Origin of the sequence: Seohaeicola zhoushanensis (assembly GCF_014656415.1) — a bacterium.
Taxonomy (GTDB): Bacteria; Pseudomonadota; Alphaproteobacteria; order Rhodobacterales; family Rhodobacteraceae; genus Seohaeicola_A; species Seohaeicola_A zhoushanensis.
Genome location: NZ_BNCJ01000005.1, coordinates 114,935 through 140,062, shown reverse-complemented (window position 1 = coordinate 140,062; position 25,128 = coordinate 114,935). Strand labels below are relative to the sequence as shown.

Annotated in this window: 24 protein-coding genes; 19 read left to right on the top strand and 5 right to left on the bottom strand. The window is 68.9% G+C overall.

Annotated features, from left to right (window positions below):
• The first annotated feature begins 90 nt into the window (after positions 1 to 90).
• Positions 91 to 492, top strand: a complete 402-nt coding sequence (locus IE266_RS11740; RefSeq protein ID WP_189680280.1) for an ACT domain-containing protein — start codon at positions 91 to 93, stop codon at positions 490 to 492.
• On the opposite strand, the gene IE266_RS11735 is transcribed toward IE266_RS11740, so the two are convergent.
• The gene (locus IE266_RS11735) at positions 489 to 1,379 is read right to left on the bottom strand and encodes a dihydrodipicolinate synthase family protein (protein ID WP_189680279.1); all 891 of its coding nucleotides are present in this window, start codon (positions 1,377 to 1,379) and stop codon (positions 489 to 491) included. The genes IE266_RS11740 and IE266_RS11735 overlap by 4 nt on opposite strands.
• Before the next feature lie 122 nt (positions 1,380 to 1,501).
• Here IE266_RS11735 and IE266_RS11730 point away from each other — a divergent pair, with 122 nt between their 5' ends.
• Entirely contained in the window at positions 1,502 to 2,245 is a 744-nt protein-coding gene (locus tag IE266_RS11730) for a gamma-glutamylcyclotransferase (protein ID WP_189680278.1), read from the top strand.
• 8 nt (positions 2,246 to 2,253) lie between these two features.
• Here IE266_RS11730 and IE266_RS11725 read toward each other — a convergent pair whose 3' ends face one another.
• A complete protein-coding gene (locus IE266_RS11725; protein ID WP_189680277.1) occupies positions 2,254 to 3,168 on the bottom strand; it encodes a glutaminase in 915 nt (304 codons plus the stop codon).
• A 115-nt stretch (positions 3,169 to 3,283) separates the two neighbouring features.
• Between IE266_RS11725 and murD the strand changes: the two genes are divergently transcribed.
• Positions 3,284 to 4,687, top strand: coding sequence for a UDP-N-acetylmuramoyl-L-alanine--D-glutamate ligase (murD, locus tag IE266_RS11720; protein WP_189680276.1), 1,404 nt, complete (start codon positions 3,284 to 3,286; stop codon positions 4,685 to 4,687).
• A 120-nt stretch (positions 4,688 to 4,807) separates the two neighbouring features.
• On the opposite strand, the gene IE266_RS11715 is transcribed toward murD, so the two are convergent.
• Both IE266_RS11715 and IE266_RS11710 read right to left on the bottom strand, forming a co-directional pair.
• Positions 4,808 to 8,689 (bottom strand): efflux RND transporter permease subunit, encoded by a 3,882-nt coding sequence (locus tag IE266_RS11715; RefSeq protein ID WP_189680275.1) that lies wholly within the window; start codon positions 8,687 to 8,689, stop codon positions 4,808 to 4,810.
• The gene (locus IE266_RS11710) at positions 8,686 to 9,921 is read right to left on the bottom strand and encodes an efflux RND transporter periplasmic adaptor subunit (protein ID WP_189680274.1); all 1,236 of its coding nucleotides are present in this window, start codon (positions 9,919 to 9,921) and stop codon (positions 8,686 to 8,688) included. Before IE266_RS11710 ends, IE266_RS11715 begins: the two co-directional genes overlap by 4 nt.
• Before the next feature lie 284 nt (positions 9,922 to 10,205).
• On the opposite strand from IE266_RS11710, the gene IE266_RS11705 reads away from it, so the two are divergent.
• From IE266_RS11705 to IE266_RS11680, 6 genes are all read left to right on the top strand, one after another.
• The gene (locus tag IE266_RS11705) at positions 10,206 to 10,877 is read left to right on the top strand and encodes a tetratricopeptide repeat protein (RefSeq protein WP_189680273.1); all 672 of its coding nucleotides are present in this window, start codon (positions 10,206 to 10,208) and stop codon (positions 10,875 to 10,877) included.
• A 43-nt stretch (positions 10,878 to 10,920) separates the two neighbouring features.
• A complete protein-coding gene (locus tag IE266_RS11700; protein ID WP_308434589.1) occupies positions 10,921 to 12,255 on the top strand; it encodes an outer membrane protein assembly factor BamB family protein in 1,335 nt (444 codons plus the stop codon).
• Between the two features lie 48 nt (positions 12,256 to 12,303).
• On the top strand, positions 12,304 to 13,782 hold the full coding sequence (gene der, locus IE266_RS11695; protein WP_189680271.1) for a ribosome biogenesis GTPase Der: 1,479 nt from the start codon (positions 12,304 to 12,306) through the stop codon (positions 13,780 to 13,782).
• 312 nt (positions 13,783 to 14,094) lie between these two features.
• Positions 14,095 to 14,715, top strand: coding sequence for a MarC family protein (locus IE266_RS11690; protein ID WP_229864049.1), 621 nt, complete (start codon positions 14,095 to 14,097; stop codon positions 14,713 to 14,715).
• A gap of 109 nt (positions 14,716 to 14,824) precedes the next feature.
• Entirely contained in the window at positions 14,825 to 15,808 is a 984-nt protein-coding gene (locus IE266_RS11685) for a fatty acid desaturase (protein ID WP_189680269.1), read from the top strand.
• A gap of 30 nt (positions 15,809 to 15,838) precedes the next feature.
• On the top strand, positions 15,839 to 16,366 hold the full coding sequence (locus IE266_RS11680; RefSeq protein ID WP_189680268.1) for a helix-hairpin-helix domain-containing protein: 528 nt from the start codon (positions 15,839 to 15,841) through the stop codon (positions 16,364 to 16,366).
• A gap of 40 nt (positions 16,367 to 16,406) precedes the next feature.
• Here IE266_RS11680 and serS read toward each other — a convergent pair whose 3' ends face one another.
• Entirely contained in the window at positions 16,407 to 17,699 is a 1,293-nt protein-coding gene (gene serS, locus IE266_RS11675; RefSeq protein WP_189680267.1) for a serine--tRNA ligase, read from the bottom strand.
• A 450-nt stretch (positions 17,700 to 18,149) separates the two neighbouring features.
• Here serS and yajC point away from each other — a divergent pair, with 450 nt between their 5' ends.
• From yajC to IE266_RS11625, 10 genes are all read left to right on the top strand, one after another.
• Positions 18,150 to 18,431 carry a preprotein translocase subunit YajC gene (gene yajC, locus IE266_RS11670; RefSeq protein ID WP_189680266.1) on the top strand — a complete coding sequence of 94 codons (282 nt, stop codon included), beginning with the start codon at positions 18,150 to 18,152 and terminating at the stop codon, positions 18,429 to 18,431.
• Positions 18,432 to 18,461: 30 nt separating this feature from the next.
• The gene (gene secD / locus IE266_RS11665) at positions 18,462 to 20,123 is read left to right on the top strand and encodes a protein translocase subunit SecD (protein ID WP_189680265.1); all 1,662 of its coding nucleotides are present in this window, start codon (positions 18,462 to 18,464) and stop codon (positions 20,121 to 20,123) included.
• A gap of 3 nt (positions 20,124 to 20,126) precedes the next feature.
• Complete coding sequence (gene secF, locus IE266_RS11660) at positions 20,127 to 21,095, top strand: protein translocase subunit SecF (protein ID WP_189680264.1); 969 nt, start codon at positions 20,127 to 20,129, stop codon at positions 21,093 to 21,095.
• Positions 21,088 to 21,840, top strand: a complete 753-nt coding sequence (locus IE266_RS11655) for a sulfite exporter TauE/SafE family protein (RefSeq protein ID WP_189680263.1) — start codon at positions 21,088 to 21,090, stop codon at positions 21,838 to 21,840. Before secF ends, IE266_RS11655 begins: the two co-directional genes overlap by 8 nt.
• Positions 21,841 to 21,856: 16 nt before the next feature.
• Positions 21,857 to 22,210 (top strand): Mth938-like domain-containing protein, encoded by a 354-nt coding sequence (locus IE266_RS11650; protein ID WP_189680262.1) that lies wholly within the window; start codon positions 21,857 to 21,859, stop codon positions 22,208 to 22,210.
• A 62-nt stretch (positions 22,211 to 22,272) separates the two neighbouring features.
• Positions 22,273 to 22,887 (top strand): heme ABC exporter ATP-binding protein CcmA, encoded by a 615-nt coding sequence (ccmA, locus tag IE266_RS11645; protein WP_189680261.1) that lies wholly within the window; start codon positions 22,273 to 22,275, stop codon positions 22,885 to 22,887.
• Positions 22,884 to 23,540: a heme exporter protein CcmB gene (ccmB, locus tag IE266_RS11640; RefSeq protein WP_189680260.1), complete on the top strand. Its 657-nt coding sequence runs from the start codon at positions 22,884 to 22,886 to the stop codon at positions 23,538 to 23,540. The genes ccmA and ccmB overlap by 4 nt, the downstream gene beginning before the upstream one ends.
• 164 nt (positions 23,541 to 23,704) lie before the next feature.
• Positions 23,705 to 24,436 carry a heme ABC transporter permease gene (locus tag IE266_RS11635; protein ID WP_189680402.1) on the top strand — a complete coding sequence of 244 codons (732 nt, stop codon included), beginning with the start codon at positions 23,705 to 23,707 and terminating at the stop codon, positions 24,434 to 24,436.
• Entirely contained in the window at positions 24,436 to 24,591 is a 156-nt protein-coding gene (gene ccmD, locus IE266_RS11630; RefSeq protein ID WP_189680401.1) for a heme exporter protein CcmD, read from the top strand. Before IE266_RS11635 ends, ccmD begins: the two co-directional genes overlap by 1 nt.
• Positions 24,592 to 24,604: 13 nt before the next feature.
• Positions 24,605 to 25,126 carry a DsbE family thiol:disulfide interchange protein gene (locus IE266_RS11625; RefSeq protein WP_189680400.1) on the top strand — a complete coding sequence of 174 codons (522 nt, stop codon included), beginning with the start codon at positions 24,605 to 24,607 and terminating at the stop codon, positions 25,124 to 25,126.
• Positions 25,127 to 25,128 lie beyond the last annotated feature (2 nt).

Sequence of the window (25,128 nt, the reverse complement as noted above, 5' to 3'; positions counted from 1 at the left end):
CGGCTCCCCCGGAGGTATTTGTTGAAGAAGAGAAGCCAGGGGCGCGGTCGCCGTGCTAGGCTTGGCGCGCGCGGGACGGGGGAGGCGTGAATGGGCGTGGTGCGATCGACGGAGGCGATGATCGCCGGCATGGCGCCGGCGTTGCAGCCGGGGCGCTTCGTCTTTGTCTCCACCGCCGACTCCGATCTGGCGGCGCGGGCCGGGGTACTGGCGCTGGGCTGGTTCCGCGAGGCGGAGGGGCTCTCGCTGATCCTGCCGGAGGGCGCGGCGCTGGAGCTGGGGTTCGGGGGCGGGCTGGCGATGGCCTGCATCACCCTCACGGTGCATTCGGCGCTGGACGGGATCGGGTTGACGGCGGCGGTGAGCGCGGCGCTGACCGAGGCGGGCATTCCCTGCAACATGGTGGCGGCCTATCACCACGATCATGTCTTCGTGCCCGTGGAGCGCGCGGAAGATGCGGTGGCGGTCTTGCGGGCGCGGGCCGGAGGCTAGAGCGCGCCGACCCGTTCCAGCACCTTCCGCACCACCGCGACCTCATCGGGTTTCAGCGCCGGTTGCGGCGGCGCGGGGTCGCCGCAGTCGAAGCCCTGCAGCCGCAGCCCCGCCTTGACCGCGCCGGCGAGGTTGAAGCGGGCAAAGACCTGGTTCACCGCCCAGAGTTCGCGTTGCAATTCCATGGCCGCGTCCCACTGGCCCGCCTCGCAGAGCTCGAACAGCCGCACGCTCTGGCGCGGGATCAGGCAGGAGGGCCCCGCGAGCCAGCCGCGCCCGCCGATCAGCATCACCGCCGTGGTGACATGCGATGAGGCGGCGAAGACGCCGATGCGGCCTTCGGTGCGGTTCAGGATCGAAAGCAGCCGGCCGGTATTGGTGGAGGCATCCTTGACGAAGCGGATGTTGGGGTGGTGCGAGAGCCTGTCGATGGTGTCGAGCGAAAGGTCGGAGCGCTGGAAGTTCGGGTTGGTGTAGAGCGTCACCGGCAGATCGGTGGCATCGGCGATGGCGGTGAAATAGTCGGCGATGCCGGAGTCGGGCACCGGGAAATAGGCCTCCATCACCGCGAGGATGCCGTCGGCGCCAAGCTCGGCCCAACGGCGCGCCTGCCGGGTGGCGTCGCGGATCGTCGTCGCGGCGACGCCGGCGATCACGGGCACCCGGCCGGCCGCAGCCTCGACCGTTGCGGCGACGACCTGTTCCTTGGCGGCGAAGTCGAGATAGGCGAATTCGCCGGTGGAGCCGAGCGGTGTCAGCCCGTGCACGCCGCTGTCGATCAGGTGGATGCAGAGCCGGCGCAGCGCGGCGGCATCGACCTCGCCCTCGGCGGTGAGGGGCGTAGGAAGGTAGGGAACGACGCCACGCAGGTCTGCGGCACTGGTCATGAGGGCCTCCTTTGTCCTGCCCGGAGCTAAGCCGCTTGACCGCGCCTTGTCCACCGGCGGCGGGCCGATTGACCGGGACGGGCGTTGCTGTAGCCTGCGAGGCACCGCAACCGGAGCCGCCGATGACCGCCAGAGTGATGCGCCTGACCCCCGAGATCGTCGCCCGGGTGCCGCCCTTCAGCGGCGAGGCGGGGCGGCTTGCGGGGCGCAGCGACCGCCCGGAGGAGGCCGATTACGCGGCGGCGGCCGATCACGTGCTGGCCGGGGCGCCGGAGACCGGCGAGGTCTGGGTCTTTGCCTATGGCTCGCTGATCTGGAACCCGGAGTTCGATTTCGACCAGGAGCGGCTGGGGCGGGTCGCCGGATGGCACCGCTCTTTCTGCCTGGGCTGGGTGCGGATCTACCGCGGCACGCCCGAGCGGCCGGGGCTGATGCTGGCGCTCGATCACGGCGGTTCGTGCAAGGGCGTGGTGTTCCGGCTGCCGCCGGAGCGGATGCGCGAGAACCTGCTGAAGATCCTGCGCCGCGAGATGCCGCTGAAATGGGAGCGGATCTCGGTGCGGTGGATCACCGTGCAGACCGCCGAGGGGCCGGTCAGGGCCATCGTCTTTCCGGCCGACCGCCGCAAGGACAGCTACCTGAGCGGCGTGCCCGAGGAGCTGGTTGTCGAGGCGCTGGCGACGGCGGCGGGCGAGCGCGGGTCGATGGCCGAATATCTCGCCAGCACCATCGCCCACCTGGAAGAACGCGGGATCCACGACCGCTATCTCTGGCAGATGCAGGAAGCGGTGGCGGCGCGGATCGAGGCCGGGCCGCCCGGTCCCTCGGCGGCGCTGCTGGCGGCGGCGCAGGGGGCGGCGCGGTAGGGGGCGGTTCAGAACACCGACCAGTCCATCGCCGCGGCCAGCCGCTCCATCGCCTCGGTCCCGAGCTTGGAGTTGCCGTTGGCGTTCAGGCCCGGCGACCAGACGGCGATCGAGGCGCGGCCCGGCACGATGGCGAGGATGCCGCCGCCGACGCCGCTCTTGCCGGGCAGGCCCACGCGGAAGGCGAAGTCGCCCGAGGCGTCGTAGTGGCCGCAGGTCAGCATGATGGCGCAGAGGCGGCGCATCCGGGCGCGCGAGATCAGCCGGGGCATCCCCGGCGCGGCGACCAGGAAGCGGCCGGCGAGCGCCAGCTGCCTGGCCGTCATCTCGATGGCGCATTGGTGGAAATAGGTGCCGAGCGTCAGCTCGGGCGCGTTCTTCAGGTTGCCGCAGGCATAGAGGAAATTGGCGAGCGCAAAGTTGCGGTGGCCGTGGCTGCGTTCCGAGGCCGCCACGGCATCGTTGATGAAGATGGTATCGTCATCGGCGGCGGTGCGCACGAAGGTGAGCAGTTCGGCCAGCGCCTCGCGGGGCGGACGGTGGGCGAGGATCTCGTCGGTGGTGACGATGGCGCCGGCGTTGATGAAGGGATTGCGCGGGATGCCGCGTTCGTATTCGAGCTGCACGATCGAGTTGAAGGCGCTGCCCGAGGGCTCGCGCCCGACCCGCGCCCAGAGCTGGTCGCCGCTGCGCCCGAGCGCCAGGGCCAGGGCGAAGACCTTGGAGATTGACTGGATGGAAAAGCCGGTATCGGCATCGCCGGCGCTATATAGCCCGCCCTCGGCGCTGGCGACGGCGATGGCGAACTGGTGCAGCGGGACGCGGGCGAGCTCGGGGATATAGGTCGCGACCTGGCCCCAGTCGGTGCTGGCGCGCAGCTCGGCGTCGATATCGGCAAGGGCCTGCTGCAAGCGGTCGGACATGGCGCGCCTCCTTGCCCGCCTTGTTCCATGCAGGCGCATGGCGCGCAAGCCTCGCACCTTGTGGGCGGCGTCACTTCCCCCCATTGTGCGCCCGCGCGAGAAGAAGGGGTGCGGCATGATTCCGGTTCAGGGTGTTCAGGGCAGGCGGGTGGCGGTGCTGGGGCTGGGCCGGTCGGGCCTCGCCACGGCGCGGGCGCTGAGGGCAGGGGGCGCCGAGGCGCTCTGCTGGGACGACAACCCGGCGGCGCGCGCCAAGGCAGAGGAGGAGGGCTTTGCCTGCGCCGACCTGCTGAAGCAGGGGGCCTTCGACGCGGTCTCGGCGCTGATCGTCTCGCCCGGCATTCCGCATCTCTACCCCGCGCCCAACCCGGTGGTGGCGGCGGCGCTGGCGGCGGGGGTGCCGGTCGACAATGACATCGGGTTGTTCTTCCGCTCCTTCGCGACCTCGGACTGGGACGGTTTCGACGTAACCCCGCGGGTGGTGGCGGTGACCGGGTCGAACGGCAAGTCGACCACCTCGGCGCTGATCCACCACATCCTCGACATGGCCGGGCGGCCGACGCAGCTGGCGGGCAACATCGGGCGCGGCGTGCTGGATATCGAACCGGCGGGCGATGGCGAGGTGGTGGTGCTGGAGCTGTCCTCCTACCAGACCGACCTGGCGCGTTCGCTGACGCCGGATATCGCGGTCTTCACCAATCTCTCGCCCGACCATCTCGACCGCCACGCCGGGATGGGCGGCTATTTCGCGGCCAAGCGGCGGCTGTTCGCCGAGGGCGGGCCGGACCGGGCGGTGATCGGGGTGGACGAGGTCGAGGGGCGCTTCCTCGCCAACCAGATGGCCGAGGGGCCGGTGGACGACCGGGTGATCCGGGTCTCCTCGGGGCAGAAGCTGACCGGTGCGGGCTGGAACGTCTTTGCCCGCAAGGGCTTCCTCGCGGAATGGCGCAAGGGGCGGCAGGTGGCGGCGATCGACCTGCGCGGCGTTGCTGGCCTGCCGGGCGCGCACAACCACCAGAACGCCTGCGCGGCCTATGCGGTGGCGCGGGCGCTGGGGCTGGCGCCCAAGGTGATCGAGGGTGCGCTGCACAGCTATCAGGGCCTGCCGCACCGCAGCCAGATCGTCGCCACGGCCGGCGGCGTCACCTATGTCAACGATTCCAAGGCCACCAATGTCGACAGCGCGCTCAAGGCGCTGGCGGCCTTCCGGCGCATCCGCTGGATCTGCGGCGGGCTGGAGAAGGAGGGCGGGCTCGGCGCGCTGAAGGGGCAGACCGGGGCGGTGGCCAAGGCCTATGTGATCGGGCGCGAGGCGGCAGGCTTCGCGCTCCAGCTCGATGTCGAGGCCGAGGTCTGCACCACCATGGCGCAGGCGGTCGCGCAGGCGATGGCCGAGGCCGAGCCGGGCGACACAGTGCTGCTGGCCCCGGCGGCGGCGAGCTTCGACCAGTATGACAACTTCGAGAAGCGCGGCGAGGATTTCATGGCCGAGGTGCGCGCCCGTCTCGGAGAGGGCTGAGGCGCACCCAGGGGCAGCGATGCCCTCGGGACCGTCGCGCCGCGCCCCTGGCTTCTTCTCTTCAAAGAATACTCAAGAAAATCCGACGTTCGCCCAGGGGCGGGCGTCCGGGCAGGGGCGCTATTCCGCCGCCCGGACGGGTTTTTCCTCGGACACCTGGGCCTCCTCCGCCTCGTCCTCCTCGCCCGCTTGCGGCGCGATGCCGTCGATCAGCGCCAGTGCCTCGGTGACGTCCTCGCGGCTGGCCGGGGTGTCGGGGGCCTCTGCGGCGCTGTCTTCGGGCGCGACATCGTCCCAGAGGATCTCGGTCGTCGCCAGCTTGCGGGCCGAGCGGCGCAGGCGCATGTCCTGCGCGACGCGGCCCGAGCGGCCCGAGCTGATCCGGGCGAGGATCATGCCCATCCAGCCGATATAGGTGCCGATCCAGACCCGGATCGCCAGCAGCGCCGGCGTTACCACCAGCGTCAGCACGGTGGCGATACCGAGGCCGAAGACCACCGCGGTGGCGAGCTGCTTCCACCAGAGCGAGGTCGGCGAGTCGATCGAGTAGCCGCCGTTGATGAAGTCGAGGCTGAGGCCGAACATCATCGGGGCAAGGCCCGCCATCGTGGTCAGCGTGGTCAGCAGCACCGGGCGTATACGGTCCTCGGCGGTGCGGGTGATCGCCTCGATCCGGGGCATGTAGGCCGAGTATTCCTGGTAGGTGTCGATCAGCACGATGTTGTTGTTCACCACGATGCCCGCAAGGGCGACGATGCCGGTTCCGGTCATGATGATCGAGAAGGGCTGGCCCATGACCATCATCCCGATCAGCACGCCGGTGGTGGAGAGCACCACCGCCAGCAGCACCAGCACCGAGTTGTAGAAGGAGTTGAACTGCGCCAGCAGGATGATGAACATCAGCCCGAGCGCGCCGGCGAAGGCCTTCATCAGGAAGGCGCCGGATTCCTCCTGCTCCTCCTGGTCGCCGGTCCATTCCCAGCCGATCGAGGCGGGCAGGGGGTTGGAGTCGAGCCATTCGGTCAGCACCGCGATGCGTTCGTTGGCGTTGATCGGGGCGATGCGGGCCTCGCCCCCGGAAAGGGCCTCGCGGAGGGCGGCGGCGTCCTGCTCGCCGCTGAGCGAGACCAGGCCGTAGCGGGTGCCGTCGGCGGTGAAGATCTCGCCGGTGGCGGGCTGGTCTGGCGTTTCCGCCTGGACCACGGCGAGCCGGGTCTCGGCCGCGCCGCGCAACCCGCCGCTGACGATCTTGAACAGGTTCGGCGCGACATCCGCCTTGACGTCGTAATAGCGCTGCTGGTCGACCCGGCTGATCTTGGCGAGTTTCTTGACCGGTTCGCGGGTGACGAAGTTCGACAGCGGCACCAGCCCGTCGCGGGTGCGCACCTTGAGCGTGTCCAGCGTCGAAAGCACCCGGTCGCCCGCCGGCAGGCGGACGCGGATCTCGATCTCTTCCTCGGAGGTGTCGACGCGCATGGTGTCCAGCAGGATGCCCCGAGTGACCAGCTGCACCATGCCGCCGACGGTGGCGACATCGGCGCCGAAGCGGCCGGCCTTCTCGACATCGACGTTGATCTGCCAGTCGATGCCGGGCAGGGGCAGCGTGTCCTCGATCTGGATCAGGCCCGGCGTCGCCTCGAAATGGGCGCGGGCGAGGGTGGCGGCGGCGGTCAGGTCGTCCCAGTTGTCGCCCATCAGGCGCAGGTGGATCGGCTTGCCCGAGCCGGGGCCCTGTTCCAGGCCGCTGATCTCGGTCTCGAAGCCGGGGAGCTTGTTCAGTTCCGCCTCGAGCTGTTCTATCACGAAGTCGCCGTCATAGGCCGGGGCGGCGACCTGACGGTGGAAGCGGCCGCCGAACATGTCTTCGCGCACCTTGGGGCGGTTTTCCCAGGGGATGATCTCGAACTGGACCTGGCCGACGGTGTCCTGCGGCGAGCGCTGGCCGGGGCCGCCGGTGTTCAGTCCGCCGTCGCCGGCGAAGGCAAAGACGTTGATGACTGCCGGGTGGGCGCTGACGATGGCCTCGACCTGGCGGACCATGGCGTCGGTCTCGGCCAGCGAGAGGTTGCCGCGGGCGCGGACATAGACGGTGGCCTGCTCGGGTTCGGATTCGACGAAGAACTCGACCCCCTTGTTGTGGGTGCCGTAGAGGGCGAAGACATAGCCGACCGCCATGACCACGGCGACAATCGCGACGATGGGCATGACCGGGTTGCCGGCGATGGCGTGGATCACCCAGCCGAAGACCGAGCGGCGATAGCCCGACTTGATCTTGCGCGGCGCGCGGCGGAGGGCGGCGGCGTCGAGCGTGACCGAGGCGGCGAAGGCCGAGAAGCAGAACAGCAGGCCGCCGGCCAGCGAGGTGACCATGACCGGCAGGCCCTGCGGCAGCAGGTAGGCCGGGTTCAGCACCTGCATGATGCCGGCGAACATGCCCCAGAGCGCGAGGGGCACCAGCGTGGCGCGCGCTACCCAGGGCAGGCGGACGCGCAGGCCGTCGGCCAGGCGGCCGAAGACGCGCGACATCCGCCCCGAGACGCCGCCCATCACCGGCAGGTAGACCAGCGCCACCACCAGCGAGGCGGAAAGCACGAAGATCAGCGTGACCGGCAGCATCCCCATGAACTCGCCCGGCACGCCGGGCCAGAACAGCATCGGCAGGAAGGCGCAGAGCGTGGTGGCGGTGGAGGAGACCACGGGCCAGAACATCCGCTGCGCCGCCTCGACATAGGCGTGCATCGGGCCGACGCCTTCCTTGATGCGCTTGTCGGCGTATTCCACCACGACGATGGCGCCGTCGACCAGCATCCCCACGGCGAGGATCAGGCCGAACATCACGATGTTCGAGATGGTGACGCCCATGAGCGCGAGGAAGGCGAAGCAGAGCAGGAAGGAGGTGGGGATGGCGAAGCCCACCAGCAGCGCGGCGCGGCTGCCGAGCGAGGCCAGAACCACGATCATCACCAGCGCCACGGCGGTCAGCACCGAGCCTTCGAGCTGGCTGACCATCGAGCCGACGACGCGGCTCTGGTCGTTGGAGGTGCCCAGTTCGACCACGGCCTGCAGCTGGGTCGGCCAGCCCTTTTCCGAGTGGGCGATGGTCTGCTTCACCAGCGCCACGGTGTCGATCAGGTTGTAGCCCTTGCGCTTGACCACCTGCAGCGCGACCGTGTTCTCGCCGTTGAAGCGGGCGGTGCCCTTGCGGTCCTCGAAGGTCAGGTTGATCTCGGCCAGTTCGCCCAGCGTCACCACGCGGTCGCCGTTGGTCTTGACCGGCAGGGCATAGACGTCGCGCGGTTCCTTGAACGAGGAGGGGATCTTGACCGAGAACTTGCCCTGGTCGGTCTCGACCTCGCCGGCGGCGATCAGCTGGTTGTTGTTCTGCACCACGCCGATCAGTTCGGCGGCGGTGACGTTGTAGGCCTCGAGCCGCAGCGGGTCGATCACGACCTCGAGCATCTCGTCGCGGCTGCCGGCGATCCCGGCCTCGAGCACGGCGTCGAGGCCTTCCAGATCGTCCTGCAACTCCTTGGCGATGCGCGCCATGGTGCGTTCTGGCACCGGGCCGGTCAGGTTGACGATGACGATGGGGAACTCGGAGAAGTTGAGCTCGGAAATGGTGTATTGCTCGGCGCCCGAGGGGAACTTGGCGCTGGCGGCGTTCATCGCGTCGCGCACGTCGGCCATGGTGGCGGTCTTGTCCCAGCCGAACTCGAATTCGAGCGCCAGGCCGGCATAGTTCTCGGCAGCGGTGGCCGACATCTTCTTGAGCCCGTCGAGATCGGCGAGCTCGGTCTCCATCGGCTTGACCAGCAGGCTTTCGCTGTCCTCGGCCGAGATGCCGGGGAACTGGACCGAGACGAAGAGGGCGGGGATCTCGATGTCGGGCTCGCCCTCTTTCGGCAGGCTCCAGTAGGCAAAGCCGCCGATCAGCAGGGAGAGCACGATGAAGGCTATGACCATCCGCGCGCGCGCGGCGGCCCAGTCGACGATTCCGATCATTTGTCGGCCTCGCGCCAGGTCGGGGTCACCTTGACCCCGGCGGTGACGAAGTCCTGGCCAACGACGATGACGGAAACCTCTTCCGGCAGGCCGGTGACCCAGATGCCCTCGGGCGTGTCGCGGACGAGCTTCACCGGCAGGAAGGCGACGAGGTTGCCTTCGCCGACGGTGCGCACGCCCAGCGTGCCGTCGTTGTTCAGCGTCAGTGCGGATTGTGGCAGCCGGTGCGCCCGCACCCCGTCCGAGGCGATGGCAATGGTGGCGGTCTGGCCGTCGCGGATGGCGAGGTCGGCGTTGGGCACGGTGATCTCGACCTGGAAGGTGCGGGTGGTCGGATCGGCGGCGCGGCTGAGGAAGGTGACCGCGCCGACGATACGCTCGCCGCTGACCAGTTCCGCCCCGGCCTTCGCGCCGACATGGACGCGGTCGACATCGGTTTCCGGCACGTAGCCGACCAGGCGGATCGGGTCGAGCTGGATCACGGTGGCGCAGAGCGCGCCGGGCTGCATCAGGCTGCCCAGTTCGGCGGCGTCCGATTCGAGCAGGCCGGCGAAGGGCGCCGCGATGGTCAGGCGGGCGATCTCGCGCTCGGCGGCGGCAACGGCGGCGGTGGCGGCCTGGATGCCGGCCTGGGTGTTCTCGAGCCCGGCCTCGGCCGAGGCGATGGCGGCTTCGGCCGAGCGCACGGTAGCGGCGGCGGATTTCAGCCGGGTTTCGCTGGCATAGCCATCCTTGCTGAGCTTCTCGGCGGCGTTGAAGTTGATCTCGGCCTCGTCCAGCCGCGCCTTGGCCTCGACCACGCGGGCCTCGGCCTCGGGAATGCGCGAATGCGCCTCGGTCAGACGGGCGCGGGCCTCGGCCAGGGCGGCTTCGCGGGTGCCGGGGTCGAGTTGGCAGAGCACGTCGCCGGCCTCGACGAAGGCACCCTTGCGCAGCGGGTCAGAGATCACGGTGGCCGAGGTTTCCGAGCGAACCTCGACCTCGCGCGCGGCGCGGGTCTGGCCGCGCAGGATCACGGCGTTCTCGACGGTCTCGGCCTTGGAGCGCAGGGCAACGACGCGGATGCCTTCGGCGGCGGGTTCGGCGGTTGCGGCGGTGGTCTCGGTTTCCCCGGCTGCCGGGGCGGGGGCATCGGCGCCGCGAGCAAAGGCCAGCAGGGCGTCGCGTTCGAAGACCGCGAGGTAAAGCCCGAGCGTCACCAGGATTGCGGTGATCATTGGTACGAGTCGCATGTCCGGCCTTCCAATCCCCTTGTCGCCCGGCCTCCCGCCGGAGCACAGGCCCACCGGGGCGCCGATATGGGCGCCGGGGCGGGCCGCTTCTATTCACTAAACTAACCAGTTCAATTTAAGTTTTTTCGGACCCCCGTGCAAGGCGCTCCCGAAGCGCCACTTGGCTTGGCCGGTATTGCGCGTTAATAGGATGCAATTCCGCCGCTTTTTGGGGCGGAATATGGCCCGGATGTGCGGGCGAGCCCGGCCCGCGCGCCGGAATGACGAGGCGCCGGAGGCAAGGCATGAGCGAGACGGACAGCTTTATCGAAGAGGTGACGGAAGAGGTTCGCCGCGACCGGCTGTTCGCGCTGTTCCGCCGTTATGGCTGGATTGCCGTGGTGCTGATCCTCGCCGTCGTGGGCGGCGCGGCCTACAACGAATACACGAAAGCCCAGGCGCGGGCCGAGGCCGAGGCGCTGGGCGACGGGCTGCTGGCGGCACTGCAAGCGAACGACGCGCAGGCGCGGGTGGCCAACCTGAGCGGCGTCACGGCGACGACGCCGGGCGGCAACGCGGTGGTCGAGTTCCTGCTGGCTGCGGCGCAGGCCGAGGCGGGCGAGGTTTCGGCGGCGGTGGCCTCGCTGGAAGGCATCGCCACCAATGGTGAGCTGCCCGAGATCTATCGCGAGATCGCCGCCTTCAAGGCGCTGACGCTGCAATCGGCGACGCTGCCGGCGGCAGATCGCCGCGCCGGCTTCGAGGCGCTGGCCCGTCCGGGCAAGCCGCTGCGGATGCTGGCAGAGGAACAACTGGCCATGATCGACATGGCCGAAGGGCAGACCGAGGCGGCGATCGAGCGCTTTCAGACCATCCTGAAGGACGCCGAAGTCACCCCGGACTTGCAACAGCGGGCGGCGCAGGCGATTGTGGCGCTTGGAGGCAAGCCCGAACTGCGCACCCCGTCGCAGGGCTGAGCCGGTGCGGGGCAATCGGGTTGGGGCAGTCGAGAGTTAGATGATGGCACCGTTCTTCGTATCCCGGGCCTGCACGGCCGCGTGTTTTGCCCTGCTGCTGGCCGCCTGTGGCGAGCGGGAGGTGATCCTTCAGGGCGAGCGCGAGGACATTCGTCCCGAGGGCGAGAGCCTTGCGCTGCTGCGTGCGCCCGACGAGGAGAACAACCGCTCGCGTGCGATCCGCCTGCCGGCGCAGCGCAACAACGCGGAATGGGCGCAATCGGCCGGTACCCAGAAGAACCGGGTCGATCACCCGGTGCTGCGGGTGGCCCCGCAGCTGGTCTGGTCCGCCAATATCGGCGAGGGCGATGCCCGCCGCGTGCGGATCACCGCCGATCCGGTGGTGGCCGGGGGCAAGGTCTTCGCGCTCGATTCGGGCGCGCGGGTGACGGCGGTCAGCACCTCGGGTGGGACCGTCTGGAGCACCGACCTGCTGCCGACCTACGACAGCGAGGAACAGGCCACCGGCGGCGGCATGGCCTATGACAAGGGCACGCTCTACGTCTCGACCGGCTACGGCCGACTGACCGCGCTGGATGCCGCCACCGGCGAGATCCGCTGGCAGCAGAAGCTTGGCGCCACCGGCAGCGGCACGCCGCTGGTGAACGACGGGCTGGTCTACCTGGTGGCGGGCGACGATACCGCCTGGGCGGTGGACACGCGCGACGGCAAGGTGGCCTGGACCGTGCAGGCGAGCCCCAGCGTCGCCAACGTGCTCGGCGCCCCGGCGCCGGTGATCGCGGGCGACTTCGTCGTCTTCGGCTTCGGCTCGGGCGAGCTGATCGGCAGCTTCCGCCGCGGCGGGTTCCAGCGCTGGCGCACCACCGTTGGCGGCGGGCATGTCGGCAAGGTGACGTCGCGCTACAGCGACCTGACCGGTAGCCCCGTCGTGGTCGGCGACACGATCTATGCCGGCAACCACTCGGGCCGGATCTCGGCTGTCTCGACCGCCGATGGCGAGCGCATCTGGACCGCGCCCTTCGGCGCTGTCTCGCCGCTCTGGCCGGCGGGGGACAGCGTCTTTGCGGTGACCGAGCAGAGCCAGCTGGTGCGGCTCGACGCGCGCAGCGGCGAGCTGATCTGGGCGCGCAACCTCTCGGCCTTCGTCAAGGAGAAGCCTGCACGGCGCACCGCGATCTATGCCAACTACGGCCCGGTGCTGGCCGGAGGGCGGCTGGTGGTGGCCTCGAACGACGGCTTCCTGCGCTTCTACGCGCCCGAGGACGGCACCCAGATCGCCACGGTTCCGGTGCCCGGCGGGGCGACCACGGCGCCGGTGGTGGCAGGCGGCACGCTCTATGTCGTGACGACAACGGGGCAACTGCTCGCTTTCCGTTGACGCGCGGATGAGGTAAGGCGCTCTCCGAAACCAACGGAAGCGCGGCGCATGTCCTTTACCCTCGCCATCGTGGGCCGGCCCAATGTGGGCAAGTCCACCCTGTTCAACCGCCTCGTCGGCAAGAAGCTGGCGTTGGTCGATGACCAGCCGGGCGTCACCCGCGACCTGCGCGAAGGCGCGGCGCGGCTGGGCGACCTGCGCTTTACCGTGCTCGACACCGCGGGACTGGAGGATGTCACCGACGACAGCCTGCAGGGCCGGATGCGCCGCCTGACCGAGCGCGCGGTGGACATGGCGGATATCTGCCTGTTCCTGATCGACGCCCGCGCCGGAGTCACCGCCACAGACCGCGTCTTTGCCGACATCCTGCGCAAGCGCGCCGATCACGTGCTGCTGGCCGCCAACAAGTCGGAAGGCTTCGCCGGCGAGGCGGGGGCGCTGGAAGCCTACTCGCTGGGCCTGGGCGAGCCGCTGCGGCTTTCGGCCGAGCACGGCGAGGGAATGCCAGAGCTCTACGAGATGCTGCGCCCGCTGGCCGACGCCTATGCCGAGGCCGCCGAGGCGGCAGAGGCCGATGCGCCGGAAACCGACGTCGACCTGCCCGAGGATGACGGCAGCGACGAGACGGTGCCGCCAGTGCGGATGCCGACCGCCGCCAAGCCGTTGCAGGTCGCGGTGGTGGGCCGCCCGAACGCCGGAAAATCGACGCTCATCAACAAGATCATCGGCGAGGACCGCCTGCTGACCGGCCCCGAGGCCGGGATCACCCGCGACGCCATCAGCCTGCGCACCGACTGGGAGGGCACGCCGATGCGGCTCTTCGATACGGCGGGGATGCGCAAGAAGGCCAAGGTGCAGGAGAAGCTGGAGAAGCTCTCGGTCAGCGACGGGTTGCGCGCGGTGAAGTTCGCCGAGGTGGTGGTCGTGCTGCTGGATGCGGCGATTCCCTTCGAACAGCAGGACCTGCGCATCGCCGACCTCGCCGAGCGCGAGGGCCGCGCGGTGGTGATCGCGGTCAACAAGTGGGACATCGAGGAAGAGAAGCAGGAGAAGCTGCGCGACCTCAAGGAATCCTTCGAGCGGCTGCTGCCGCAGCTGCGGGGCGCGCCGCTGGTGACCGTCTCGGCCAAGACCGGGCGCGGCCTCGACCGGCTGCACGCGGCGATCCTCAAGGCCTACGAGGTGTGGAACCGCCGGGTGAGCACGGCGCAGCTGAACCGCTGGCTCGCCGGGATGCTGGAGCAGCACCCGCCGCCGGCGCCGCAGGGCCGGCGCATCAAGCTGCGCTACATGACCCAGGCCAAGACCCGGCCGCCGGGGTTCGTGGTGATGTGCAGCCACCCCGAGCTGCTGCCGGACAGCTATTCGCGCTACCTCGTCAACGGGCTGCGCGCCGATTTCGACATGCCCGGAACGCCGATCCGGCTGCATTTCCGCAGCCAGGCCGACAAGAACCCGTTCAAGGACCGCAAGTCCCGGCCGGCGCCGTCGAAGCTGCGCAAGCACAAGGAAGGCCGCCGGTCCTAGCGACTGGGCGGCTTCGACCTGCAAGGTCCCGGTACAGGACAAAAAAAGCTGCCTCGGGTGGCTTGAAACCGGCTGTCCCGAGGCCGATCTGCGGTTGAGGCCGCCCGCGCTCCTCGCACCCGGAGGGCTGCGGGCGGTCATTTCAGAAACGTGAGCCATTCGGCGGAAATCGGATGACGGTCCTGCGCCGCGCCCCTTGGGCGCCTTTGCAAACGCGCGCAGGGTCGATGCAGACACGGATTGGGGCGACAGGTGCCGTTGCAGCGGCGCAGGGGACGGGGAAGGGCCGCGGTATCGACGATGACGGACGCCATGCGCGAACTGATTACACTCTTCGTGGTCATCGACCCGATAGGCTCGATCCCGGTCTTCCTCTACGCCGCCGCCAACGTCCCAGCGCGGCTGCACCGCGCCTATGCCCTGCGCGCCACGCTGATCGCGCTGGTGGTGCTGATGGGCTTTCTCGTCGGCGGGCAGTTCCTGCTCGAGGCGCTGGGCCTGCGGCTCGGCACTTTCCGCATTGCCGGCGGAATCGTGCTCTTCCTCTTCGCGCTCAACATGATCTTCGGCGAGAGCAAGCCGCAGCGCGAGATCGACGACGCCGGGCGCGAGGATCTCTCGAACGTGGTCTTTCCGCTGGCGATCCCCTCGATCGCCTCGCCCGGCGCCATGCTGGCGGTTGTGATCCTGACCGACAACCACGGGCATTCCGTTCCGGAACAGGCGCTTACGGCCTTTCTGCTGGTCGTGGTGCTGGCCGTGACCTTCGTCTGCCTGCTGCTGGCGAGCCAGATCCAGAAGCTGATCGGCACCACCGGGGCGAGCATCGTCAGCCGGGTGATGGGGCTGATCCTGGCCACGGTGGCGGTCGACGCGGTGCTGGGCGGGCTCGACATGCTGGGGCTGCTGGCGCTCGATCCTGCGGCGAATTGAGGCAATTGGCCCCGGCCCGTCAGGGAAGACATTGAAACTTGGCGCAAAACGCTTCAGATTGCCGGAGCATCGAAGCGGGACGCCACTGCCACAGCGACCGGAACCGGACATGAATCTCAGGGAACACACGCGGCTTTACGTCGAGAAGGACAACCGTCTCGCCGCGCTCAGCTATTTCGGCACCTTCGCGGTCTATTTCGCCTCGCTCTGGCTGGCGATCACACAGGTCTCGACCTGGTACCTGCTGGCCCCGGCGGTGATCGTCCACGCCTTTGCGGCGGTGCGGCTTTACGTGCTGCAGCATGACACCGGTCATCACTCATTGTTTCAGACCCGGGCGCAGAACGAGCTGGCGGGACACGTGCTCTCGCCCTTCACCTTCGCTCCTTTCGAGGTGATGAAGCAGAACCACAACCTGCACCACGGCAACCTCGGCAACCTCGACCACCGCGAGACGGGCGAGATCCACACCATGACACTGCGGGAATGGGAGAGGGCGGGCTGGGCCGAGCGGCTGTTCTACCGCCTCTACCGCAACCCCTTCGTGCTGATCCCGGTGGGGTCGATGTTCACCTATTTTATCCGCTACCGCTGGCCGAAGAACACCACGCGCTTCGGCGTGCGCGGCGTGCTGCTGCACAACGTGGCGATCCTGGTGTTCCTCGGCACGCTCTACGCGCTGGCCGGCTGGACCGGCATCTGGGTCTGGCTGGGGGCCAGTTTCCTTGGCGGGATGATCGGGGTCTTCCTCGTCTACCTGCAGCACAATTTCGAGGACACCTACTGGGACCGCCGCCCGGATCTCGACCCGCAGATGGCGGCGATCGAGGGGTCGTCCTGCCTGGATTTCGGCTGGTTCTTCGACTTCTGCGTGGCGAATATCACCCTGCATGACATCCACCACTTCAACGCGCGCATCCCGAGTTATCGTCTGCGCCGCTGCCACTACGCGCTGCCGCCCGAGATGGCGCCGCGGCGGATCGGCTTCATCGAGGCGGTGAAGGCGCTGAACCTCAAGCTCTGGGACGAGGAGCAGCAGCGCCTCGTGCCGTTTCCGAAGCATCTGCACCAGTCCGTTCCGGCGGGCGCCTGATATGGCCGAAGCGGCCGGGGGAGACGTGACATGACAGAAGTGGGCAAGGTGACCGGGATCGGTCCGGCGCTGGCGACATCGCTGGCCGCCGCCGGTTTCGCCACGGCCGAGGCGCTGGCGGCGGCGACGCCCGAGCGGGTCTCGGTGATCCCCGGCATCGGACGCCAGCGCGCCACCCGGCTGATCGCTGCGGCCAAGGCGCTGCTGGGGCAGGGCGAGGCCCCGGCCACTCCGCCGCGCCCGCTGCCGGTGCGCGAGGCGCGGGTGCGCAAGGTCAAGCCGGTGCGCGTGGCCGCCGCCGCGGTGACGCCCGCCGCGCCCGAGGCCGAGGTTTCCGCGCCCGAAGCGGCGGCTGCGAAGAAACTGTCGCCGGCGGCCCGCAAGGCAGCCCGCGCCGCGAAACGCGCGGCGAAGGCAGCCGATGCGGCGATGAAGTTCGCCGAAAAGCTGCGCGTGCGCGCCGCGCGCAAGGCCGCCAAGGCCGAGGCCCTGGCCAATGCGCCGGCCCCGGAGAAACCCGCCAAGCCCGCCAAGAAGAAGGCAAAGAAAAAGTCCTGAGCCGGCGGCTCAGGACTCTGATCGTGTCGTCGCAGCTGGTTCAGACCAGCGCGCCCTCGGCCGAGAGGCGCGTCTTGCCGCCGAGGTAGGGCGCGAGCACGGCGGGCAGTTCGACCGAGCCGTCCGCCTGCTGGCCGTTCTCCAGCACCGCGATCAGGCAACGGCCCACGGCAAGGCCGGAGCCGTTCAGCGTATGCACGAACTCGGGCTTGCCGCCGGCGGTGGGGCGGAAACGGGCGTTCATGCGGCGCGCCTGGAAGTCGCCGGTGGTCGAGACCGAGGAGATCTCTCGGTAGGTGTCCTGTCCGGGCAGCCAGGCCTCGATGTCGAAGGTGCGGCGCGCGCCGAAGCCCATGTCGCCGGTGCAGAGAACCACGGTGCGATAGGGGATCCCCAGCGCCTCGAGGATGCCCTCCGCGCAGCGCAGCATCCGCTTCTGTTCCTCGTCGGAGGTTTCGGGATGGGTGATCGACACCATCTCGACCTTCTCGAACTGGTGCTGGCGCAGCATCCCCGAGGTATCCTTGCCGGCGCTGCCGGCCTCGGAGCGGAAGCAGAGCGTATGCGCGGTCATCCGGATCGGCAGGGCGGCCTCGTCGAGGATCTCGCCTGCGACGGTATTGGTCAGCGAGACCTCGGAAGTCGGGATCAGCCACCAGCCGTTGGTGGTGCGATAGCTGTCTTCCTCGAACTTCGGCAGCTGGTTGGTGCCGAACATCGCCTCGTCGCGCACCAGCACCGGCGAGTTCACCTCGGTCAGGCCGTTCTGTTCGACATGGGTGTCCAGCATGAACTGCGCCAGCGCCCGGTGGATGCGGGCGACGGCGCCCTTCAGCAGCACGAAGCGCGCGCCCGACAGCTTGGCGGCGGTCTCGAAGTCCATCGAGGGAGCGACGGCGGCCAGCTCGTAATGCTCCTTCGGCGTGAAGTCGAAGGCGCGCGGCGTGCCCCAGCGGTGGATCTCGACGTTGTCGTGCTCGTCCTTGCCGTCGGGAATGTCGTCGGCGGGCAGGTTGGGCAGGCGGGCGAGAACGTCGGCGAGCTTCTCGTCCAGCTCCTTGGCTTCGGCGGTCATGGCCGCGATCTCGGCCTTCTTCTCGGCCACCAGGGCGCGGAGGCGTTCGAACTCGGCATCGTCGCCCCGCGCCTTGGCGGCGCCGACCTCCTTGGAGGCGCGGTTCTGCTCTGCCTGGGCCGCCTCGGCGGCGGCGATGCGCGCCCGGCGCTCGGCGTCGAGCGCCAGCACGGACGAGGCCGCACCCGTATCGCCGCGCCGCGACAGGGCGGCGTCGAAAGCGTCGGGGTTCTCGCGGATCGCGCGGATGTCGTGCATGGGTCGTGCCTTTCGCTCGAGTCGGTTGGCGGGGCTTATGCCTCAAAGCGCGCCTTTAGGGTAGGGGGTGGAGGTGTCCCAGCTGGGACAGGGGGTCAAGGGGTTGAGTTCGTTGGGGTTTCGGGGGGAGTGGGGTTTGGCGCGGTTCGATCCGCGGTGAAGTTTGCCCACCCGACGCCGAAATCCGGCGCGGATTTCGGGCTGTTTTCCTGCGAGGAAAACAGGGGCGTGCCGACAGGGGCGGGGCGTGGGCGAAATCCTCGCGAGGATTTCGGGCGTTTTCCGCGACGGAAAACGTCGCCCGTGCAAGGGCTGCGGGTTCCGGCCCGGACCCGACGGAAAGCCGCACCAGGGTGCCTTGCAAAGGGCGGGGTCAGCGCATAGGTTCCGCCAAACTTCAAAAGGCGCCCTCCCGCGGGGACAATGCGCCTCGGACAAAGGGAAGACTCCATGGAAGGTGCCGTTCAGTTTCTGCCGCTGATCCTTATTTTCGCGATCATGTATTTCCTGCTGATCCGCCCTCAGCAGAAGAAGCTGAAGGACCATCAGGCCATGGTGGCGGCGCTGCGGCGCGGCGATCAGGTGGTGACCCAGGGCGGCATTATCGGCAAGGTCAGCAAGGTCCATGACGACAAGGGCGAGATCGAGCTGGAGATCGCCGAGAACGTCAAGGTGCGGGTCGTGCGCGCGACCATCGCCACGGTGATGAGCAAGACCGAACCGGCGAAGTAAGCGCCTCCCTCCGACCTAAAAGGCTGTTTCATGCTTCAGATTGATCGGTGGAAGCGGGTTCTCATCTGGCTCGTCTGCTTCGCCTTCGCGGTGCTGGCGGTGCCGAACCTGTTCTACGCCCGCGTCGAGGCCCATAACGACGCCGTCGTCGCCATCGAGACCAAGGGCGCCACGCCCGAGCGCGAGGCGGCGGTGGCGGCATGGCCGAACTGGATGCCGTCGGGCCTGGTCAACCTGGGGCTCGACCTGCGGGGCGGCGCGCATCTGCTCGCCGAGGTCAAGGTCGAGGACGTCTACCAGCAGCGGATGCTCGGGCTCTGGCCCGAGGTGCGCTCGGCGCTGGTGCTCGAGCGCGACACGGTCGGCTTCGTCAACACGGCCCCCGGGCCGGAGGGCGAGCTGCACGTCAAGATCTCCAAGCCCGAGGGCATGGCCAAGGCGCTGGAGGTCGTGCGCGGCCTTGCGCGGCCGATCCAGTCGCTGAGCGGCATCGGCTCCACCGATATCGAGGTGAGCGGGCAGGGCGACACGCTGGTGATCCGCCTCTCGGACGCCGAGAAGCAGGCCACCGACGACCGCACGGTGAAGCAGGCGCTGGAAATCGTGCGCCGCCGCATCGACGCGGTGGGCACGCGCGAACCGACGATCCAGCGCCAGGGCGCCGACCGCATCCTGATCCAGGTGCCGGGCATCGGCAGCGCGGCCGAGCTGAAGGCGATCATCGGCACCACGGCACAGCTGACCTTCAACCCGGTGGTGAGCCGGGTGACCGACAAGAACACGGCGCCGGGCACCGGCAACAAGCTGGTGCCGTCGATCGACGAAGAGGGCGTCTACTACATCATCGAGGCGGCGCCCGTCGTTACCGGGGAAGAGCTGAACGACGCCCAGCCGAGCTTTGATCAGAACGGCCGGCCGGCGGTCAACTTCCGCTTCAACACCAGCGGGGCGCGCAAGTTCGGCGACTATACCCGCGACAACATCGGCCAGCCCTTCGCCATCGTGCTCGACAACGAGGTGATCTCGGCGCCGGTGATCCAGAGCCATATTCCCGGCGGCTCGGGCATCATCACCGGGCGGTTCACCGTCGAGGAGAGCACCAACCTCGCCGTGCTGCTGCGCGCAGGCGCGCTGCCGGCCGAGTTGACGTTCCTCGAAGAGCGCACGATCGGCCCGGAACTGGGCCAGGACAGCATCGACGCCGGCAAGGTGGCGGCGGCTGTCGGTTCGGGCGCGGTGGTCCTGTTCATGGCGGCGACCTACGGCATGTTCGGCTGGATCGCCAATATCGCGCTGCTGCTCAACATCGCCATGATGTTCGGGGTGCTCTCGCTGATCGGCGGCACGCTGACGCTGCCGGGCATCGCGGGCATCGTGCTGACGGTCGGCATGGCGGTGGACGCCAACGTGCTGATCTTCGAACGGATCCGCGAGGAGCTGAAGACAGCGCGCGGGCCGGCGCGGGCCATCGAGCTGGGCTACGAACGGGCGCTGTCGTCGATCCTCGACAGCAACATCACCACCTTCATGACGGCGGTGATCCTCTTCGCCCTGGGGTCCGGCCCGGTGCGCGGCTTTGCCATCACCCTGGGTCTGGGGATCCTCACGTCGGTCTTCACGGCCTTCTTCGTGACCCGTCTCATCATCGTCATGTGGTTCGAGCGCAAGCGCCCGAAAACGATCGAGGTCTGAGCGATGCGTCTGCGTCTGGTTCCCGACAATACCAACATCAACTTCTTCAAGCTGGCCCCCGTCACCTTCGGCGCCTCGGCGATCCTCTTTGTCGCCTCGGTGGTGCTGTTCTTCGTGATGGGGCTGAACTTCGGCATCGATTTCCGCGGGGGCACCACGATCCGCACGGAATCGACCACGGCCATCGACATCGGCGAGTATCGCGCCGCACTGACGCCGCTGAACCTGGGCGACGTGTCGATCACCGAGGTCTTCGATCCGACCTTCGGCGAGAACAAGCATGTCTCGATGATCCGCATCCAGGCCCAGGAAGGCCAGGAGAGCATGTCGCCCGAGGCGGTGCAGTCGGTCGAGGACGCCCTGAAGGCCCTCGACCCGGCGATCACCTTCCCCTCGGTCGAGAGTGTGGGGCCGAAGGTCTCGGGTGAGTTGATCCAGACCGCGATCATTTCGGTGCTGGCGGCACTGGTGGCGATCGTCTTCTACATCTGGCTGCGGTTCGAATGGCAGTTCGCCATCGGCGCGGTGGTGGCGCTGATCCATGACGTCGGGCTGACCATCGGCATCTTCGCGCTGTTCCAGATCAAGTTCGACCTGGCGATCATCGCGGCGCTGCTGACCATCGTCGGCTATTCGATCAACGACACCGTGGTGGTCTTCGATCGCGCCCGCGAGAACCTGCGCAAATACAAGACGCTGCCGCTGATCGAGGTGCTGAACAAGTCGACCAACGAGACGCTGAGCCGCACCGTCATGACCTCGGGCACCACGTTGATTGCGCTGATCGCGCTGCTGACGCTGGGCGGCGACGTGATCCGCGGCTTTGTCTTCGCGATCACCTGGGGCATCGTCGTCGGCACCTATTCGTCGGTCTACGTCGCCAAGAACGTCGTGCTGATGCTCGGCGTGAAGCGCGACTGGTCCAAGCCCGATGCCAATGCGGGCACCCGTTTCGCCGACATAGATGCCTGACGCGCTTGCCGGCTTCCTGGCGCTGCCGGGGCTGGGCTGGCTGATCCTCGCCGTCTGCGTGGCGGGGATCGTGCGGGGCTTTGCGGGCTTTGGCAGCGCGATGATCATGATGCCGGTGGCGAGCGTCGTGCTCGACCCGGTGGCGGCGGTGACCTTCATGATCGCGGTGGAGCTGCTCGGCCCGATTCCCAACGTGCCCGCCGCCTGGCGCGCTGCAGAGCGGGCGGATGTGTTCCGTCTCGCCTTCGGTGCGATGCTCGGGCTGCCGCTCGGTGTCACCGCGCTCTCGAACATGCCGCCGGACCTGTTCGGCTGGGTGGTCTCGCTGACCGTACTGGGCCTGCTTGCCGCGCTGATGGCGGGCTGGCGCTATCACGGGCGGCTGACGCCGGGGCTGGTGATCGCCGCGGGCGCGCTGGGGGGCGCTCTGGGCGGGGCGGTAGGCCTCGCCGGGCCGCCGGTCATCATGCTCTACATGGCGAGCCTGCTGCCGGTGGCGGCGATCCGGGCGAACCTGATGCTGTTCCTGGTGCTGATCGACCTGCTGATGCTGGCCACGCTGGCGATCTTCGGCCTGCTGCAGCCGGGAGCGCTGATTGCGGGGCTGGTGCTCTCCGTGCCATACATGGCGGTGAACTGGGCCGGGGGCCGGCTGTTCGACCCCGCGCGCGAGCGGCAGTTCCGCGCCGTGGCCTATGCCATCATCGCGACCTCGGCCCTGCTGGGGCTGCCGGTCTGGCACTGATCCGAGGAGATTGACCATGCGGATGTCCGAAATCGATTTTGGCGCGGCGCGGCCGGTGGATGGCTATGGACCGGGGTTCTTCCGGATCGGCGGCGAGGTGCTGGAGGGGGCGGTGCTGACCGGCAGTTTCGGAACCTCGTCCTGGGGCGGCTACGACGACCGGGCGGCGCTGCTGGCGCTGGCGGGGCAGGTCGACGTGATCTTTGTCGGCACCGGGGCCGAGGTGGCGCATCTGCCCGCCGCCCTGCGCGCGGCGTTGGAAGAGGCGGGGCTGGGGGTCGAGACGATGAACTCGCCCGCGGCCTGCCGCACCTACAACGTGCTGGTCTCGGAAGGGCGGCGCGTGGCGCTGGCGGCGCTGCCGGTCTGAGCCTTGGGCCCTCGGGCCGTTTCACCCTTTTGCGGGCGCCGGGGATTGGCTATGCCGGGCGCATGGATCTCGTCGTTTCCGATCTGAGCGTCGCCCGGGGCGGCCTGCCGGTGCTGGCCGGGGTATCGCTGCGGCTGGCGCCGGGGCGCGCGCTGGTGCTGCGCGGGCCGAACGGGATAGGCAAGACCACCCTGCTGCGCACCATCGCCGGGCTGCAGCCGCCGCTCGCGGGCACCATCGAGGGCGCCGAAGAGCGCGTCGCCTATGCCGGCCATGCCGATGGCATCAAGCCGACCCTGACGGTCTCCGAGAACCTGGCCTTCTGGGCCAGCGTCTTTGGCACCGAGGGGATCGACCCGGCGCTGGCGGCCTATCAGCTGGAGCCACTGGCCTGGCGCGCGGCGGGCACGCTGTCGGCCGGGCAGAAGCGGCGGCTGGGGCTGGCGCGGCTGCTGGTCACCGGGCGGCCGGTCTGGGTGCTGGACGAGCCGACCGTCTCGCTCGACGCCGAGGCGGTGGGCTGGTTCGCCCGCGCGGTGCAGGGGCACCTTGCGGGAGGCGGTTCGGCGCTGATGGCGACGCATATCGACCTTGGGCTGGAGGCCGAGGTGCTGGAGCTGTCAGGCCATCGCGCGGTGCTGCCCGATCTCGACGATTTCGACGGGGCCTTTGCATGAGGGCCTTGCTGCTGCGGGATCTTCGGCTGGCGCTGCGGGCCGGGGGCGGGTTCGGCCTCGGGCTGGCCTTCTTCCTGATCGTGACGGTGCTGGTGCCCTTCAGCGTAGGGCCGAATTCCGACCTGCTGGCGGTGATCGCGCCGGGCATCCTGTGGCTGGCCGCCCTGCTGGCCTGCCTGCTGTCGCTCGACCGCATCCTCGCGCTCGACTGGGAGGACGGCTCGCTCGACCTGCTGGCGACCTCGCCCTTGCCGATGGAGGCGGCGGTGGCCATCAAGGCGCTGGCCCATTGGCTGACCACCGGGCTGCCGCTGGTCGCTGCCGCGCCGGTGCTGGGGGTGCTGCTGAACCTGCCGGCGCCGGGCTATCTCTGGCTCGTGATCTCGCTGGCGGCGGGCACGCCGGCGCTGTCGGTGATCGGCACCTTCGGCGCGGCGCTGACGGTGGGGCTGAAGCGGGGCGGGCTGCTGCTCTCGCTGCTGGTGCTGCCGCTCTACGTGCCGACGCTGATCTTCGGGGCCGAGGTGGCGCGGCGCGGGGCCGAAGGCATGGCGGTATCGACGCCGCTGCTGCTGCTGGCCGGGATCACGCTGGGCGCGGCGGCGCTGCTGCCCTTCGCCAGCGCGGCGGCGCTGCGGGTCAACCTGCGCTAGGCAGGCCGACGGGTTCGCCCCTCCCTACCACCCTCGAGGGTAGGGCGATTCGGCTAACCGGGGCTGAACCGGGACAGGTTTCGCCTGGCGGCACGACAGGACGGGTTGTCGCGCCATCGCGGAAGTGAATTGTGAAGGCCGTGGGGAGCGGCTAGATGAACCACATGTCGATCTGGAAATACGCCAATCCGAAGCTGTTTCTTCAGACCTCCGAGCGGGTCCTGCCCGCGCTCTGGGGGCTGGCCTTTGCCTGCCTGGCCATTGGCCTGGTCTGGGGGTTCTTCCTCACGCCCGATGCCGAGCGGTTTCAGTCGACGGTGAAGATCATCTACCTGCACGTGCCCTCGGCGCTCATGGCGATCAACGCCTGGATCATGATGCTGGTGGCCTCGGTCATCTGGATCGTGCGCCGCCACCATGTCAGTGCGCTGGCGGCGCGGGCCGCCGCGCCGGTGGGCGCGGTGATGACGCTGATCGCCCTGGTCACGGGGGCGATCTGGGGCCAGCCGATGTGGGGCACCTGGTGGGCCTGGGATCCGCGTCTGACCTCGTTCCTGATCCTGTTCCTGTTCTACCTTGGCTACATCGCGCTGTGGGAGGCCATCGACAACCCCGACACCGCCGCCGACCTGACCGGCGTGCTGTGCCTCGTCGGTTCGGTCTTCGCGCTGCTCTCGCGCTATGCGGTGAACTTCTGGAACCAGGGGTTGCACCAGGGTGCCTCGCTGAGCCTGGACGAGAAGGAGAACGTACATGACGTCTTCTATTTCCCGCTGCTGGTCTGCATCGCGGGCTTCGTGCTGCTGTTCATCGCGCTGGTGCTCTACCGGACCGGGACCGAGATCCGCGCGCGGCGGATCAAGGCGCTGATGGCGCGCGAGCGGGCGGGGGCGTGATGGTCGAACTGGGCAAATACGCGGTCACGGTGCTGAGCGCCTATGGCGCCTCGCTGCTGCTGCTGGCGGTGCTGGTCGGGGCGACCCTGTGGCGTGGCCGGCGGATGCGGGCCGAGATGACGAAGATCGAGGAAAGGCTGGGCCGCGATGGCTAGGATCTCGCCCATGATGATCGCGCCTCCGCTGGTCTTCCTGGCCTTCGTGGCGATTGCCGCCGTGGGCATGTTCCGCCCGGACAAGGATACCTTGCCCTCGACCTTCATCGGCCAGCCGGCCCCGGCGCTGCCCGAGGCGGCGCTGGAGGGCTATCCGGGGATCTCGGTCGCGGACCTCACCACCGGCGAGATCACGGTCATCAACTTCTGGGCCAGCTGGTGCCCGCCGTGCCGGGCCGAGCATCCCTACCTGCTGGAGCTGCAGAAGCGCGGCGTTCGGCTCTACGGGATCAATTTCAAGGACGAGACCGGGCAGGCGACCAAGTATCTCGGCGACGAGGGCAACCCCTTCCTGGGCATTGCCTTCGACCCGCAGGGCCGTCGCGCCATCGATTGGGGCGTAACGGCGCCGCCCGAGACCTTCATCATCGGCGGCGACGGCAAGGTGCTTTACAAATATGTCGGCCCGCTGGTCGGCAGTCAGCTGGAGCAGCAGTTCGAGCCGGCGTTGCAGAAGGCCCTGGCGGGGCAGTAGCG

Coding starts and splice junctions, on each gene's coding strand:
- IE266_RS11655 (WP_189680263.1), top strand. CDS start 21,088: ATGCCTGACGCGCTTGCCGGCTTCCTGGCGCTGCCGGGGCTGGGCTGG.
- ccmD (WP_189680401.1), top strand. CDS start 24,436: ATGGTCGAACTGGGCAAATACGCGGTCACGGTGCTGAGCGCCTATGGC.
- IE266_RS11735 (WP_189680279.1), bottom strand. CDS start 1,379: ATGACCAGTGCCGCAGACCTGCGTGGCGTCGTTCCCTACCTTCCTACG.
- IE266_RS11700 (WP_308434589.1), top strand. CDS start 10,921: ATGGCACCGTTCTTCGTATCCCGGGCCTGCACGGCCGCGTGTTTTGCC.
- murD (WP_189680276.1), top strand. CDS start 3,284: ATGATTCCGGTTCAGGGTGTTCAGGGCAGGCGGGTGGCGGTGCTGGGG.
- IE266_RS11685 (WP_189680269.1), top strand. CDS start 14,825: ATGAATCTCAGGGAACACACGCGGCTTTACGTCGAGAAGGACAACCGT.
- ccmA (WP_189680261.1), top strand. CDS start 22,273: ATGGATCTCGTCGTTTCCGATCTGAGCGTCGCCCGGGGCGGCCTGCCG.
- secF (WP_189680264.1), top strand. CDS start 20,127: ATGCGTCTGCGTCTGGTTCCCGACAATACCAACATCAACTTCTTCAAG.
- IE266_RS11740 (WP_189680280.1), top strand. CDS start 91: ATGGGCGTGGTGCGATCGACGGAGGCGATGATCGCCGGCATGGCGCCG.
- IE266_RS11625 (WP_189680400.1), top strand. CDS start 24,605: ATGATCGCGCCTCCGCTGGTCTTCCTGGCCTTCGTGGCGATTGCCGCC.
- IE266_RS11635 (WP_189680402.1), top strand. CDS start 23,705: ATGTCGATCTGGAAATACGCCAATCCGAAGCTGTTTCTTCAGACCTCC.
- IE266_RS11680 (WP_189680268.1), top strand. CDS start 15,839: ATGACAGAAGTGGGCAAGGTGACCGGGATCGGTCCGGCGCTGGCGACA.
- IE266_RS11730 (WP_189680278.1), top strand. CDS start 1,502: ATGACCGCCAGAGTGATGCGCCTGACCCCCGAGATCGTCGCCCGGGTG.
- serS (WP_189680267.1), bottom strand. CDS start 17,699: ATGCACGACATCCGCGCGATCCGCGAGAACCCCGACGCTTTCGACGCC.
- ccmB (WP_189680260.1), top strand. CDS start 22,884: ATGAGGGCCTTGCTGCTGCGGGATCTTCGGCTGGCGCTGCGGGCCGGG.
- yajC (WP_189680266.1), top strand. CDS start 18,150: ATGGAAGGTGCCGTTCAGTTTCTGCCGCTGATCCTTATTTTCGCGATC.
- der (WP_189680271.1), top strand. CDS start 12,304: ATGTCCTTTACCCTCGCCATCGTGGGCCGGCCCAATGTGGGCAAGTCC.
- IE266_RS11650 (WP_189680262.1), top strand. CDS start 21,857: ATGCGGATGTCCGAAATCGATTTTGGCGCGGCGCGGCCGGTGGATGGC.
- IE266_RS11715 (WP_189680275.1), bottom strand. CDS start 8,689: ATGATCGGAATCGTCGACTGGGCCGCCGCGCGCGCGCGGATGGTCATA.
- IE266_RS11710 (WP_189680274.1), bottom strand. CDS start 9,921: ATGCGACTCGTACCAATGATCACCGCAATCCTGGTGACGCTCGGGCTT.
- IE266_RS11690 (WP_229864049.1), top strand. CDS start 14,095: ATGCGCGAACTGATTACACTCTTCGTGGTCATCGACCCGATAGGCTCG.
- IE266_RS11705 (WP_189680273.1), top strand. CDS start 10,206: ATGAGCGAGACGGACAGCTTTATCGAAGAGGTGACGGAAGAGGTTCGC.
- secD (WP_189680265.1), top strand. CDS start 18,462: ATGCTTCAGATTGATCGGTGGAAGCGGGTTCTCATCTGGCTCGTCTGC.
- IE266_RS11725 (WP_189680277.1), bottom strand. CDS start 3,168: ATGTCCGACCGCTTGCAGCAGGCCCTTGCCGATATCGACGCCGAGCTG.